Origin of the sequence: Pseudarthrobacter sp. C1, assembly GCF_034720455.1 — a bacterium.
Classification (GTDB): domain Bacteria; phylum Actinomycetota; class Actinomycetes; order Actinomycetales; family Micrococcaceae; genus Arthrobacter.
This window is the reverse complement of sequence record NZ_JAYESK010000001.1, coordinates 417918-430748: the sequence shown is the minus strand read 5'-3', so window position 1 is coordinate 430748 and position 12831 is coordinate 417918. Positions and strand designations below refer to the sequence as shown.

13 protein-coding genes are annotated in these 12831 nt (G+C 66.8%); 4 read left to right on the top strand and 9 right to left on the bottom strand.

Annotated features, from left to right (window positions below):
* Positions 1 to 27 precede the first annotated feature (27 nt).
* From U7114_RS01880 to U7114_RS01860, 5 genes are all read right to left on the bottom strand, one after another.
* Positions 28 to 843 carry a carbohydrate ABC transporter permease gene (locus U7114_RS01880; RefSeq protein ID WP_157238958.1) on the bottom strand — a complete coding sequence of 272 codons (816 nt, stop codon included), beginning with the start codon at positions 841 to 843 and terminating at the stop codon, positions 28 to 30.
* 4 nt (positions 844 to 847) lie between these two features.
* Positions 848 to 1810: a sugar ABC transporter permease gene (locus tag U7114_RS01875; protein WP_323056425.1), complete on the bottom strand. Its 963-nt coding sequence runs from the start codon at positions 1808 to 1810 to the stop codon at positions 848 to 850.
* Complete coding sequence (locus U7114_RS01870) at positions 1807 to 3093, bottom strand: ABC transporter substrate-binding protein (protein ID WP_323056424.1); 1287 nt, start codon at positions 3091 to 3093, stop codon at positions 1807 to 1809. The genes U7114_RS01875 and U7114_RS01870 overlap by 4 nt, the downstream gene beginning before the upstream one ends.
* A 90-nt stretch (positions 3094 to 3183) precedes the next feature.
* The gene (locus U7114_RS01865) at positions 3184 to 4068 is read right to left on the bottom strand and encodes an aldolase (RefSeq protein WP_323056423.1); all 885 of its coding nucleotides are present in this window, start codon (positions 4066 to 4068) and stop codon (positions 3184 to 3186) included.
* A gap of 28 nt (positions 4069 to 4096) precedes the next feature.
* A complete protein-coding gene (locus tag U7114_RS01860; protein ID WP_323056422.1) occupies positions 4097 to 5011 on the bottom strand; it encodes a PfkB family carbohydrate kinase in 915 nt (304 codons plus the stop codon).
* Between the two features lie 142 nt (positions 5012 to 5153).
* Between U7114_RS01860 and U7114_RS01855 the strand changes: the two genes are divergently transcribed.
* The 3 genes from U7114_RS01855 to U7114_RS01845 all read left to right on the top strand — a co-directional run bounded on the left by U7114_RS01855 (position 5154) and on the right by U7114_RS01845 (position 8078).
* Positions 5154 to 6296: a Gfo/Idh/MocA family oxidoreductase gene (locus U7114_RS01855; protein WP_323056421.1), complete on the top strand. Its 1143-nt coding sequence runs from the start codon at positions 5154 to 5156 to the stop codon at positions 6294 to 6296.
* 70 nt (positions 6297 to 6366) lie between these two features.
* Positions 6367 to 7149 carry a DeoR/GlpR family DNA-binding transcription regulator gene (locus U7114_RS01850; RefSeq protein ID WP_157238954.1) on the top strand — a complete coding sequence of 261 codons (783 nt, stop codon included), beginning with the start codon at positions 6367 to 6369 and terminating at the stop codon, positions 7147 to 7149.
* Complete coding sequence (locus U7114_RS01845) at positions 7146 to 8078, top strand: 2-hydroxyacid dehydrogenase (protein WP_323056420.1); 933 nt, start codon at positions 7146 to 7148, stop codon at positions 8076 to 8078. Before U7114_RS01850 ends, U7114_RS01845 begins: the two co-directional genes overlap by 4 nt.
* A gap of 114 nt (positions 8079 to 8192) precedes the next feature.
* Here the strand turns inward: U7114_RS01845 and U7114_RS01840 are convergent, their stop codons facing one another.
* The 4 genes from U7114_RS01840 to U7114_RS01825 form a co-directional block, all read right to left on the bottom strand.
* Positions 8193 to 9056, bottom strand: a complete 864-nt coding sequence (locus U7114_RS01840) for a hypothetical protein (RefSeq protein ID WP_323056419.1) — start codon at positions 9054 to 9056, stop codon at positions 8193 to 8195.
* Positions 9053 to 9652 (bottom strand): hypothetical protein, encoded by a 600-nt coding sequence (locus U7114_RS01835; protein WP_323056418.1) that lies wholly within the window; start codon positions 9650 to 9652, stop codon positions 9053 to 9055. The genes U7114_RS01840 and U7114_RS01835 overlap by 4 nt, the downstream gene beginning before the upstream one ends.
* Before the next feature lie 713 nt (positions 9653 to 10365).
* Complete coding sequence (locus tag U7114_RS01830) at positions 10366 to 11625, bottom strand: MFS transporter (RefSeq protein WP_321215487.1); 1260 nt, start codon at positions 11623 to 11625, stop codon at positions 10366 to 10368.
* Complete coding sequence (locus U7114_RS01825) at positions 11622 to 11999, bottom strand: MarR family transcriptional regulator (RefSeq protein WP_321216220.1); 378 nt, start codon at positions 11997 to 11999, stop codon at positions 11622 to 11624. Before U7114_RS01825 ends, U7114_RS01830 begins: the two co-directional genes overlap by 4 nt.
* Positions 12000 to 12211: 212 nt before the next feature.
* On the opposite strand from U7114_RS01825, the gene U7114_RS01820 reads away from it, so the two are divergent.
* Positions 12212 to 12805: a heme-binding protein gene (locus U7114_RS01820; protein WP_323056417.1), complete on the top strand. Its 594-nt coding sequence runs from the start codon at positions 12212 to 12214 to the stop codon at positions 12803 to 12805.
* The last annotated feature ends 26 nt before the right edge of the window (positions 12806 to 12831 follow it).

Sequence of the window (12831 nt, the reverse complement as noted above, 5' to 3'; positions counted from 1 at the left end):
CGCGGCTGGCCGCCGTCGTCGTGACGCTCATCCCTTGCTGGCGCCTGCGGTGATGCCGGCCACGAAGTAGCGCTGCAGGAAGACGTAGGCCACCACCACGGGAAGGGAGGCCATGATGACGCCGGCGAACAGCAGCGGGTAGTTGGTCTGGAACTCGCCCTGGAAGCTGAGCAGTGCCAGCGGCAGGGTGCGGTTGCCGGGTGACTGGATGAACAGCAGCGGGTACAGCAGTTCGTTCCAGTGGATCACGAACAGGAAGATGGCGGCCGCGGCGATGGACGGGGCGGACAGCGGCAGGGCGATCGAGACGTAGGTCCGCCAGGGGCCCGTGCCGTCGATCGAGGATGCCTCGTAGAGTTCCTTGGGCAGGGTCCGCATGAACCCGCCCAGGATGAAGACGGCAATGGGCAGGGTGGACACCAGGTTCGCCACCACCAGGCCGGCCAGGCTGTCCAGGAGACCCAGCCGCCCGAACAGCACGTACAGCGGCACCATGTTCGCCTGGGCGGGGATGGCCATGCCCAGGACAAGGAAGCCGAAGATGGCCCAGGACATGAAGCCGCGGAGCCGGGAGACGGCGTAGCCGGCCAGGCTGGCAAGGAACAGGGTGAGCGGAACGGAGATGGCGGTGACAATCACGCTGTTCCAGAACGAGGACCCGAGATCCTGGCCGCCGATCACTTCCGCGTAGTTGGCGGGGGAGAGGGACTGCGGCAGGCTGAACGGTCCGGCGAACAGTTCCTGGGTGGACTTGAAGCTGCCGAACCCCACCACGGTCAGCGGAACGATGATGATGACCGCGTAGATCGCGAGGATTCCGCGGCGGGTTATTGACGCGAGCATGCTGTCATTCCCCCTTCGGGGTGAGGCGGAGCAGGCGGCGCTGCAGCCAGGTGACCAGGGCGATCATCGCCATGAAGATGATCGACTGGGCAGCGGCGTAGCCGAACTCCGAGTTGGCAAAGGTGCTGTAGATGCGCGTGGAGAGGATGTCCAGGGACTGCTTGGGCGGGTTGCCCGCGATGCCGAGGATCAGGTCGAAGGCCTTGAACGACTGCACCGTGGTGTAGGCCACCACAATGGATGTTGCCGGTGCCACGAACGGCCAGGTGATGGACTTGAACTGCTGCCACTTGTTGGCACCGTCCATCTCGGCCGCCTCGTAAAGTTCCCGCGGGATGGCCTGCAGGCCGGCGATGTAGACCACCATCATCTGCCCGGAGTGGAACCACACCTGCGTCACGGCCACCCAGTACAGGGCCTGGGCGTCGTTGCCGAGGTAGGAGCTCTGGAGTGATTCCAGGCCCACGCCGCCCAGGACCGAGTTGGCCAGGCCGAAGTTGGGGTCGTAGATGAACTTCCAGATGAAGGCCACCGAGACCGAGGACAGGATGGTGGGGAAGAAGAACAGCGCGCGGAGCAGGACGCTTCCCCGGGAGTTCTTCGTCAGCAGCAGCGCCAGGATCAGCGAGAACAGCGTCTGCGCGATCACCACCAGCAGCACGAACTTGAGGTTGTTCGTCAGCGCGTTGGTGAACAGCGAGTCCTTGGTGAAAGCCCGGATGAAGTTGTCCAGGCCCACGTAGTTGAACGCCGCCGAGAAGCCGTTCCAGTCCGTGATGGCGTACTGGAAGGCCTGCAGGGTGGGCATCACCAGGAAGAAGGCGATGACGGCCACCGCGGGAAGCGGGAACAGGTATAGTGCCGGATTCACCCGCGTGGGCGAGCGGCGCCGCTTCTTCGCGTCGTCAGTTTCCGTGTGGTTGTCCGGCGCCTTCCGTGTGGGCGCCGTCCCGGGATGGATGCTCATAGCCGTTCATCAACAATCTTCTGGGCGGCCTCCGCTGCCTGCTCCGGGCTGGTGCCGGAGATGACGGCGGTGGCGCTGGCTTCCACGGCGTTGCGGACGTCGAGGTTCTGGAACTGGAACCGCGCCGCCAGCGCCGTCTTCTTGTCCAGCCACGGGCTCAGCCGCTTGAGGTCCGGGTTGGTGTAGTCCACATTGTTCACGGACACGTGCTGGGCCGTCTTGTTGGCGTAGTAGCCGGCGTTCTCCGGCTCGGAGAGGAAGTCGATCCAGGCGGCCGCCGCGGCCTGGTTCTTGCTCGCAGAGTTCACGCCCAGGATGAACGTGGCGTTGTAGACGCCCTCGTACTTGCTGTTGCCGTCCGAGGTGTTGGGGAACACCAGTTCGATGGGGAACTGGGCGCCCAGGCCGCGGACGGCGGCGATGTGGTAGGAGCCGGTGGCCAGCATGGCGGCCTTCCCCTGCGAGAACAGGTTCTGGGCCGGCTCCACGGCGGTGCCCGTGGCGTTGGGCTGTAGGTAGGGGACCAGGTCCTTGTACTGGTTGAGCATCTTGATGAACCAGTCGTCAGTGACCTTCAGCTTGCCCTGCTCGATCTGGGCGCACATGTCGTCCACGGGGGCGTTGTTGGCGATCATGTTGTTGAACAGCTGGCCGCCGTTTCCAACATCGCCGCCCGGCCAGGAGATGGGAATGACGCCGGCCGCGGCCAGTTTGTCGCACATGGCCAGGAAGGAATCCCAGTCCTTCGGGGCAAGCTCGGCGCCGGCCTTGTCGAACAGGTCAACGTTGGCCATGGGCATGGGGAAAACCACCTGGTAGGGCAGGCCCAGCTGGCTCTCCCCGGACTTGCCGGCGGAGAGCAGGCCTTCCTGGTAGTTGGAAACAGCCTTGCTGCCCTTCAGGTCCGTGTAGATGCCGGCGTCGGTGAAGTTCTTGAACTGGGCGCCGCGGAAGGTGGCAAAGGCGTCACCGATGGAGCCGCCGCGGAGTTTCTGCAGGGCCTGGGCGTTGTAGTCGTTGGACGTGGAAATGTCCTGGGCAACCTCTACGCCCTCGTGCATGGCAGCGAAGCGCTTGATCAGTTCGTCGAACACCGCCTTGTCCTCGCCGCGCCAGTGGGCGAAGGACACCTTGCCGGTGACGGCTCCGGTGGAGGGCGCGGCAGGGCCGGTGGCGCCGCCGGGTGCAGTGGAACCGCCGGGCCCGGCACATGCTGCCGCCGTGGCGCCGAAGCCCAGGGCTCCGAGAACAGCGATGGCCTGCCTGCGTGAAATCTGACTCACAATAATCTCCTCGTTGAGTGTTTGCTGTGCCTTGTTTACTTGACTGCGGAAAGGGTTGCCACGGTCACGACGCTTTGGCTCCCCGGGTGCTTAGGCGTTGGCCCTTTGGGCGGTGACCACGTCGTCCACCACGGCGCAGAGGCGCTGCAGCCGCCGGACGGCGTCAGTGGACAGGGATTCGACGACGTCGGGCGCGCCGATGCAGGACGCCCAGACAGCGCGTCCGGAGAGGAAGCCGCTGGCACCTTCCAGGCAGGCCCACCGGACCGCCTCCGGGAAGACGTCCTCGGGGACACCGGAGGAGAGCACCACCCAGGGGCCGTCGATGGCATTGGTCAGCTCGGCGCACGCGGCCCGGACCTCTGCCTCGGAAGCCTGGCCGTGGAACGGGACTTCGGCCTTGTACAGGTCAGCGCCCAGGCTGCCAAGCTCCTTGGCGGCGGCGAGGATGCCGGCGTTCCAGTCAAAGTCTCCGCCGGCCAGCGGCTTGCGGGAGACGGGCTCGATAATGCTGATGAGGCCGGCGGACTGGCACCGTTCCACGAATTCGCGGACCATTTCCACCCGGCCGTCGGCGGGCTCGTCCGGGCGGTAGAGGACCAGGAGCTTGAGGGCCTTCACGCCCAGGGCCTTGTACTTGTGCGGGTCCACCAGGCGGTCAATGGTTACCTCGCCCACCAGTTCGCCGTGTGCGGATTCGAAGTGGTCCGCCGAGGCGATCAGCCCGCAGCCGGGGTCCACCACGTTGTCCTCGATGGCCTGGTCGAGGGCGAACTGCCGGTCGATCAGGACGCCCGAGGCGTAGGGGGTGAGGATTTTGGCGGCCTGGAGCTTGAAGTCCTGGAGGTCCTGGTCCGTGACGGGCTGGTCAGTGTGCTCGGCGAACATGTTGCGCATGGCTTCGCGCTGGTCCACGGCGAGCATCGCGAAGGCGCCTGACGGGCGCTGGAGGGGTGAGAGGTCTGTGGGGCTCATGGGCTGCTTCTTTCAGCTGGGCGTTGGGTTAGGCGGGCAGGTTGGTGGCGAGGACAGGAGTGATGGTCTGGTGGGGGATGGCGGAGCGGCCGTCCAGTCCCTGGCAGGACGCGGAGGCGGTGCGGCCGGCAAAGGCTGCAGCCTCCACCAGCGGCAGCCCGGCGGCGACGGCGGCCAGGAGGGCGCCGTGGTAGACGTCGCCGGCGCCCAGGGTGGAGACGATGTTGGCCGGGGTGGCGGGCACGTGGACCGGGTCGCCGTTGCCGTCCTTGACCCAGGCCCCCTCCGAGCCGGCGGTGGCGACGACGGCGGAGGCGCCGTCGTCGACCGCTCTTTGAAGGAGCGCCGCGGCGGAAAGCTGCTCGCCGTACTCTGCGCGGAGCCGTTCGATGGTGGGGACGTACAGTGCGACGCCCTTGGGATTGAAGGACGGGATGGGGTTGCCGGCATCCACGCTGATCCTTAGGGTGCCAAGGTCCCCGCGTGTGCCGGAGGCGACGGCGTTCCAGCCCAGGTGGTCCACGTGGACCCAGGCTGCCGACTGCAGCAGTTCATGGAAGCGGCTGCCGGCCGGAAAGCTGACCGGCGGCACCGGACGGGTGACGATGGCCCGGCTTTCGGAAGCCTTGCTGACCACGATCACGCTGGCCCCTGTTTTGACGTCCGGGTCGCGGATGACGGCGGAGGTGTCAACGCCTTCTGCCTGCAGACCGGCGATGATGCGGTCGCCTTCCTCGTCGGTGCCGAGGACCCCGGCGAAGGCTGTTGCAGCTCCGGCGCGGGCTGCTGCCACGGCTGCGGTGGCGGCCGGACCGCCGCCCGCGGTCGCGAAATCCGCGGCAACGGTGCGGCTGTCCGCAGCAGGGTAGTCCTCCACCAAAGCGATGGAGTCAAGTGTGGCGCACCCTACGAAGAGCAGGGTTCCAGTTGACGGTTGGGGCACGTTCCACCTCGTTGTAGTTCCGGCTGGTACTGAAGAAATATACACACGCTATGTTGGAATAACAACACTTTCTGTATAGTTCTGTTTGGGATGCAACGCCGCGGTCCCCCCAAAAACTCAACGTAGAGAAACGGAGCAGCTCATGTCATTGCCTTCTGCGGAACCGGTCCGGACCATCCGATACGGCCTCATCGGCGCAGGCCACATGGCCCGCGAACACGTCCGGAACCTCGCCCTGATCCCCGGAAGCCGGATCACCGCAGTGTCCGATCCCCAGCAGTCCTCCCTGGAGGAGACTGTTGCGGAGATCGGGTACGGGGTGGAGACGTTTCCCTCCCATCAGGAACTGCTGGCCTCCGGCCTGGTGGATGCACTCGTGATCGCCAGCCCCAACGACACGCACCTGGGCATCCTGAAAGACATCTTCGCCAGCGGAACCAACCTGCCCGTGCTCGTGGAGAAGCCGGTGTGCACCACCGCCGCGCAGGCCGATGAACTCGAGGCGCTGGCCGCCGGCTACCCGGCGCCCGTGTGGGTCGCGATGGAATACCGCTACATGCCGCCGGTGCAGGAAGTCATCCAGGCTGCGCACAACGGCAAGCTCGGCAACATCTACATGCTCTCCATCGTGGAGCACCGCTTCCCGTTCCTGCACAAGGTGGATGCCTGGAACCGCTTCGCGGAGCGGACCGGCGGAACCCTGGTGGAGAAGTGCTGCCACTTCTTCGATTTGATGCGGCTGATCCTGCAGGATGAGCCGGTCAGGGTCTACGCCAGCGGCGGCCACGACGTGAACCATATGGACGAGGTCTACGACGGCCGCGTGTCGGACATGATCGACAATGCCTACGTGATCGTGGACTTCAAGGGCGGCCGCCGCGCCATGCTGGAGCTGTCCATGTTCGCCGAGGGGTCCAAGTTCCAGGAACGGATCTCCATCGTGGGGGATGCCGCCAAGATCGAGACGCTCATCCCGGTGGCAGCCAACCACTGGATCCCCGGTGACGAGGCGGAGGCCACCGTGGAGTTCAGCCCGCGCTCGCCGCTGGGCCCTGAAAAGCACGAGGTCCCGGTGGATGAGGCAGTACTGGCCGCGGGCGCGCACCACGGCTCCACGTACTACGAGCACCTTGGGTACCGGAAGGCGATCCTCGGCGAGGGGCCGGTGGAAGTTACGGTTGCCGACGGGCTGCAGTCGGTCCGGATGGGCCTTGCGGCCGAACGTTCAATCGCGGAAGGACGCCCCGTGGAGCTTACGAATGCCGGTGCCGGGGTACGACACTAGGTAAGTTGGTGTTGGAATTGCAACACTCCGCCGAGCCTGGTGTCCGGCGCATGGTCAGAAAGAAGGGGTTATGAGCATTGCACGTGGGGATGCGCCGCTGACGCCCCGCCAGCGCACCATCCTGGACGAGCTGGGCCGGCGCGGGTTCATTTCCACCACCGATCTGGCCGAGACCTTCGCGGTCTCGGACATGACGGTGCGCCGGGACACGCGGGTATTGTCCAAACTGGGCCTGGTCCGGGTGGTGCACGGCGGCGTGAGCGCCATCCATGGGCAGGGCCAGAACGCGGACTTCGCTGCCCGGGTCCGTGAGGATGCCGAAGCCAAGCTTCGCGTGGCCCGCGCCTGCGTATCCATGATCGGGGAGCGGGACGCGATCATCCTGGACGCCGGCACCACCACGTACCAGATCGCGCAGGAGCTGCCCGCCGCGTTCAAGGGGACAATCATTACCCACTCGGCCCCGGCCATCCAGCGGTGCCTGCAGCTGACCTCGGCACGGACCATCTGCCTCGGCGGGGAACTGCTGCTAGACAGCCAGGCATTCAACGGCCCCATGACCGTCAGCGCTGCGGCCGGGCTGCGCGCCAGGACCGCGTTCATTGGCGTCAGCGGAATCCACGACGAGGCGTTTTACATTGAGCGTGACGTGGAACGCGCCACTAAGATCGCACTCATGAACTCTGCGGAACAGGTGGTAGTGGTGGCAACACACCAGAAGATGCTGCGGTACGCGCTGGCCCGGCTGGCGGCCTTCGACGCCGCGGATGTCCTGGTGACGGACGCGCCCCCGCCGCGGGAAATCGAATCGGCGCTGCGTGCGGCGAACGTCAAGCTCGTGGTGGCGGCATGACCGCGCCGCTGCGGATTGCCCTGCCCGACCAGAAACTGGTGGACGCACTGGAGCCGGCTGCCGGCGTCGAATTCTTCGTATGGGACTTTTCCGGCCCTGCCCCCGCCGGGCGTTTGGACATCGTGGTGCCGCCCTACATGCGCGGGCCGGAGGTGCTGGCTGCGCTGAAGTCCGTGGAGATCGGCCTGGTCCAGAGCCAGTCCATCGGTTACGACGGCGTGGCGGACGTCCTGCCCGCGGGTTGCCTTTTCGCCAACGCGGCAGGCGTCCATGAAACGTCGACGGCGGAACTTGCCCTGGGCATGATGATTGCCAGCCAGCGCGGCATGGCCGACTTTGCACGGAACCAGGCCACCGGGACCTGGGACAACAGGCAGCGGCCCAGCCTGGCCGACCGCCGGGTGCTGCTGGTGGGCTACGGGGGAGTGGGCAAGGCCATCGAGGCCCGGCTCCTGCCCTTCGAAACGCAGGTGACCCGGATGGCGAGCCGTGAACGCGAGGACGCCGGCGGAAAGATCCTCGGGATCGACTCACTGTATGAGCAGCTGCCCCTGCACGACATCGTGGTGGTCAGCGTGCCCCTCAGCGAGCAGACAAAGCAGCTGGTGGACGCAAAGTTCCTGGCAGCAATGCCTGACGGGGCGCTGCTGGTGAACGTGGCCCGCGGGCCGGTGGCGGACACGGATGCGCTGCTGGCGGAGACGTCGTCGGGCCGTTTGCGTGCTGCGCTGGACGTGACGGACCCCGAACCGCTGCCCGCTGACCATCCCCTCTGGACCTCGCCCGGCGTGCTGATTACCCCGCATGTCGGCGGGGCCAGCTCGGCGATGTTCCCGCGGATGGTCCGGCTGATCAAGCAGCAGATCGGGCTGATGCTGGAGGGTAAGGAGCCGGTCAACGTGGTGCTGGGCGGCCCGTCCCGGAGCTAGGTTCTGCGGTTTACTGCAACGCGGGGTCACTCCCAGCCGAATAATTGACCGTTATTAGGCCAAAAGCGACCCCGTGTTGCCTGTTGAGGGGCGGCCGCGGGCTTGTTGGTGGGGCTATCTCCGGAATTCGATGCGGACCGAGTTGTCGTCCGGCAGGACGATGACCGTTCCGTCCCGCGGCGCCCAGCCGTCGTGCAGGAAAAAGAAACGTCCGCCGCTCAGCACCAGCAGGCGCAGCCCGTCGTACCGGTAGAGCGGAGCTTCGCCGTTGCCCACCTTCACTTCGGTGACCGCGCCGGAGCCGATGCCCAGCGGCTTGGGCGAATACACCTCCGCCCGGGGCATGAACTGGACGCCCTGCTCGTAGTCCACGGCCAGCCGCCGGCCCAGCGCCTGCGCATAGTCGGCCGTGCCCCAGAAAAGCAGCAGCGTCACGATGCTCAAGATCAGCGTGGTTTCCACCGCCCGCTGCTCGGCGCTCAGGGCCGGCACCCGGCTGTTCCGGCCCAGGCGGCGGAGGTGGACGCACCAGGTGGCCACCAGTACGCCCAGGGCCATCAGATACGGCGAGAAGAGCGCCGTCCGGGTGCGATCAACCACCGCCAGCACCAGGCTGACTCCGACCACAAGCCCACTGACCAGGGCGCCGATGCCTGCGGCCCGGAGGATGACGGCGCGTCCGCGGTCCTCCTCGATCCGGCGGCGCAGCAAGCGGTCAAGCGCCAGCCAGGCAACGCTGGCGGCAAGGATGCAGACCAGCGGCAGGAAGAGCGCGTTGATGCTGATGAGCAGGTAGTCCTGCACTGTGTACCCGAAGAGGCTGACGTTGAGGCCCATGTACGCCGCCTGTGCATCGGCGCGTGCCCAGCCGAAGTAGAACAGCAGCGCCGTGGCAACCGTAACCGGCGGGCCGATGGCGGAAATAACTCCGACGGCGCGGGACCATGAGGAACGCCCGTCTCCGTCGCCCTCCGTCACGGTGCGGCGCCCGGCGCCGGGCACGTACTCTGGTCCGCGGCGTACTCGAAGGAAGCGGATCCCTGGACCTGCCAGTCGGCGTCGGCAATACTCACTTCGGCGGTGGTGGGTTGCCCTTCAGCCAGTGGCGGTGCCAGGAAGTAGAACTCAAACGGGAAGTTGGTGTCCGTGAAGCTCTGGCGCTGGCTGACCAGTGCCGTGGTGGTGCCAACGTTGACTGAACGGACGGTGCCGGCGGGGAGGCCGGTGACGCTTCCGTCCAGGATGAGCACGTCCCCTGCGCAGACTTGGAAGGGCTGGCTGTCGCCCGCATCATCCTGCACGGCTTTGAGTTTCGGAACGCAGGCGGTCCCGGGGCGGGGGGCAAGCTCAATGATGGCATCCGGCTTTTGTATCCGGACGGCAGCGATATTGCTGAGGATCTGCTGCGCGGCTTCAGACCAGCAGTCAGGCGAGGACGTCGACAGGGCAGGAACGCCCGCCTCCCAGGCAGCCTGGTCACCCTTCAGGCCGAAGCAAAGCGTCCGTGCTGCCTCTTCCACGGTATTGAAGGGTTCGGAGAAGCCGGGAACCGACTCACAATTCAAGTCCTTCAAGCGCACATACCAAATCGGATCCCCCCTGCCGACCGGGCCTATCGGCAGCCAGTCGAGCACCACGGTCTCGGGGGCTGGCGGCTGGGCAGCGGCGGGCGGACCGGGCGGCGGCGCGGGCGGTTGGGCGGGAGCCTGCGGAGCGGGTGCCGGTGGCTGGGCAGGGGCGGGTGGACCGGGTGGCTGCGCCGGACCGGGCCCCTGCGGCTGGCGTGGCACGGGCGGCGGCTGTTGAGCCGGTGCCGGGTCCTGGCCTTGCGGCAGGCTTTGCCCGCTGTCAGGACCGGAGCCTGAAGCATCAGAGCTTGAATTATCAGAGCCCGAACCGCCGGATCCGTCCGGTCCCCGGCTGGCGCCGCCGCCGGCCGTTTCTTCGGCGGGCCGATCCGACGGCGATGCATCCTGCCTGCTTTCGCTGGACGAGGCGGCAGGGCTGCTGGCTGCCGGGCCACTCCTGTCCTCTGTCGACATGCAGGCGGACAGAAGCAGCGACAGGACCAGCGCCCAGACAAGGGCGATAGGGTGGCGGCGGCTGTAGGAGTGCATCTCGCACCATCACTGTCTCTGTATGCCGAACTTCCAGCCTTGGGTTGGGTGCCGGGATCTCCGGCGGGGAGGGCCCAACCTTGCAGGGTAGTTGCGTACACCGGCATTAAACGCTCCAGGCGTTACTGTGCCGTTACTGCGTGGCCTGTGCGGTTTCTATACAGCGTGTTCTATGCAGCGTGCTGGCGCTTCCTCCGGAACACCATCCGCAGGTGGTCGCGCACGCCCAGGCTGCTCCTCCGGCTGGCCACGATCACGCCGGAGGCCGCGGCCAGCAGCACGATGACACCGCCGGCGGCCACGGACCAGCGTGCGCCGAACTCCGTGCCGATCCAGCCCATCAGGGGCGCGCCCACGGCGGTGCCGCCCTGCAGGACCGCCAGGTAGAGTGCCAGCACGCGCCCACGGAAGCGGGGCTCCACGGAGAGCTGGATGCTGGTGTTGCAGCTGTTCAGGAACGTGATGGACGCCAGCCCGATCGGGACCAGGACGGCCGCATACAGCCAGAACGACGGCGACACACTCCCCAGGAGGGTAAACGCGCCGAGCCCCAGCGCACCGCCCAGCAGGAACCGCAGCCGCGGCCCGGCCCGGCGTGCCGCAAGCAGCGCGCCGCCCAGCGTACCCACCGCCATGATGGAACCAAGAAGCCCGAATTCGCCCGGGCCGGCGCCGAACTCAGTAGTGGCCATCAGTGCGTTGATGATGGGAAAGTTCATTCCGAATGCCCCCAGGATGCCTACCAGGACCATGATCAGCACCAGGTCCGGCCGGTTGCGCACGTAGCGGACGCCTTCCGCCACCTGGTGCCTGCTCCGTGTTGCCGGGGCGGCGGGCACGAGTTCTGCGGTCCGGATCCGGAAGAGGGAAACAATGACGGCGGCGAAGCTGGCTGCGTTCAGGAGGAAGACCGGTCCCGTGCCCACCCAGGCAATGAGTACCCCGGCAATGGCAGGGCCCGTCAGCCGGGCTGTGTTGAAGGACGCGGAGTTCAGTGCAACGGCGTTGGAAATGTTGTCCCGCCCCACGAGTTCTGACACGAAGGACTGGCGTGACGGCGCATCGATGGCGCTGGCTATTCCCAGGCACAGGGCGGCCAGATAGGCGTGCCACAGCTCCGCGGCGCCGGTCACCACCAGGAGCCCGAGCACCAGCCCGGTCAGGCCCATGGCCACCTGCGTCCACAGCAGGATCACCCTCTTTCGGTAGCGGTCCGCCAGCACTCCGCCGTACGGGCCGAGCAGCAGCATGGGGAGGAACTGCAGGCCGGTGGTGATGCCGACGGCGGCGCCGGAGTAGTCGGTGAGGACGGTCAGGACCAGCCAGTCCTGCGCCACCCGCTGCATCCAGGTCCCGATGTTGGACACCAGCGCGCCGCTCGCCCAGATCCGGTAGTTGCGGTTTTCCAGCGCACGGAACATGGCGCTCATCTGCCGCTCATCTCCTGCATGATGCGTGCGGCCCGGCTCAGGACCAGCCGGTCTTCCTCGCTGAGCCCGGCCACGCGTTGCGCGAGCCACGCGGTCCGCTGGTTCCGGGCCTCTTCAAGGACGGCCCGGCCGGCGTCGGTGATGTCGATGTGGACCTGGCGGCCGTCGTCGGGGTTTGCCGCCCTGGAGACGAAGCCCAGTTCGGCGAGGGCGTTGACGATCCGGGTCATGGACGGGGCCTGCACGTGCTCGCTGGTGGCCAGTTCGCGGAGGGTGCTGGGTCCGCTGCCGTTGAGTAATGCCAGCACCGTGTACTGGCCCGGCGTGATGACGTCGCCGGTTGCCTCGACGCGGAGCCGCCGCGAGGTGCGCATCACGGCGGTCCGGAGGTCAATGGCCAGGGTGTCCGGGCCGGTCTCCCCGGTAATGCTCTCGTTCTTGGCTGTGGTCACGTCCGTGAGCCTCCCCAAAATGCTTAGCAATGCTAATTAGTCCTGCTAATAAGTATGCTCCCATTTGGAAGAGGCGGCAAGCCGTCGCCGGGTATGGCGGCTTCCGCCAGGGCTGGCGTAGGCTCTGGTGGACCATGACAGAACAGCAGCCCTACGAGCTGGTCCGGCGCTATCCGCACTTCGAACTGCGCCGCTATCCCGGGTACGTCGTGGCCGAAACCAAGGTGGCCGCCACCTTTGACCGTGCCGGAAACATCGCCTTCCGGCGCTTGTTCAACTACATCAGCGGGAGCAATTCAACCCGCGGGAAGCTGGCCATGACCGCCCCGGTTATCCAGGAGCCCGGATCGCCGCAGAAGCTGGCTATGACCGCCCCGGTGCTTCAGTCCGGTTCCCTGGCAGGAAGGGGTGGACCTGCCGAGTATGTGGTGGCTTTTGTGCTTCCTGCCGGCGTGACAGCTGAAACCGCGCCCGTTCCCGCCGACCCCGCCGTGACGGTGCGGGCCGTGCCCGGTTCCCTTGCCGCAGTGCTGCGCTTCTCCGGCAGCGGGTCAGCGGCCGCGTTCGAACGGCGCAACAGCGGCCTGCAGGCGGCACTGACCCTTGCCGGCCTGACGCCGGTGGGGCCGCCGCGGTTTGCCCGCTTCGATCCGCCGTTCAAGCCGTGGTTCCTGCGGCGGAATGAGGTTGTACAGGACGTTCAGGAGCCGGTGGACGCTGCGGGCTGACCGTCCCCGGCCGCCGCGTTCAGGAA

What these genes read in the sequence shown, in the direction of transcription:
- U7114_RS01880 (WP_157238958.1), bottom strand. Translation starts at nt 843, where the DNA reads ATGCTCGCGTCAATAACCCGCCGCGGAATCCTCGCGATCTACGCGGTC.
- U7114_RS01875 (WP_323056425.1), bottom strand. Translation starts at nt 1,810, where the DNA reads ATGAGCATCCATCCCGGGACGGCGCCCACACGGAAGGCGCCGGACAAC.
- U7114_RS01865 (WP_323056423.1), bottom strand. Translation starts at nt 4,068, where the DNA reads ATGAGCCCCACAGACCTCTCACCCCTCCAGCGCCCGTCAGGCGCCTTC.
- U7114_RS01855 (WP_323056421.1), top strand. Translation starts at nt 5,154, where the DNA reads ATGTCATTGCCTTCTGCGGAACCGGTCCGGACCATCCGATACGGCCTC.
- U7114_RS01850 (WP_157238954.1), top strand. Translation starts at nt 6,367, where the DNA reads ATGAGCATTGCACGTGGGGATGCGCCGCTGACGCCCCGCCAGCGCACC.
- U7114_RS01845 (WP_323056420.1), top strand. Translation starts at nt 7,146, where the DNA reads ATGACCGCGCCGCTGCGGATTGCCCTGCCCGACCAGAAACTGGTGGAC.
- U7114_RS01830 (WP_321215487.1), bottom strand. Translation starts at nt 11,625, where the DNA reads ATGAGCGCCATGTTCCGTGCGCTGGAAAACCGCAACTACCGGATCTGG.
- U7114_RS01825 (WP_321216220.1), bottom strand. Translation starts at nt 11,999, where the DNA reads ATGCGCACCTCGCGGCGGCTCCGCGTCGAGGCAACCGGCGACGTCATC.
- U7114_RS01820 (WP_323056417.1), top strand. Translation starts at nt 12,212, where the DNA reads ATGACAGAACAGCAGCCCTACGAGCTGGTCCGGCGCTATCCGCACTTC.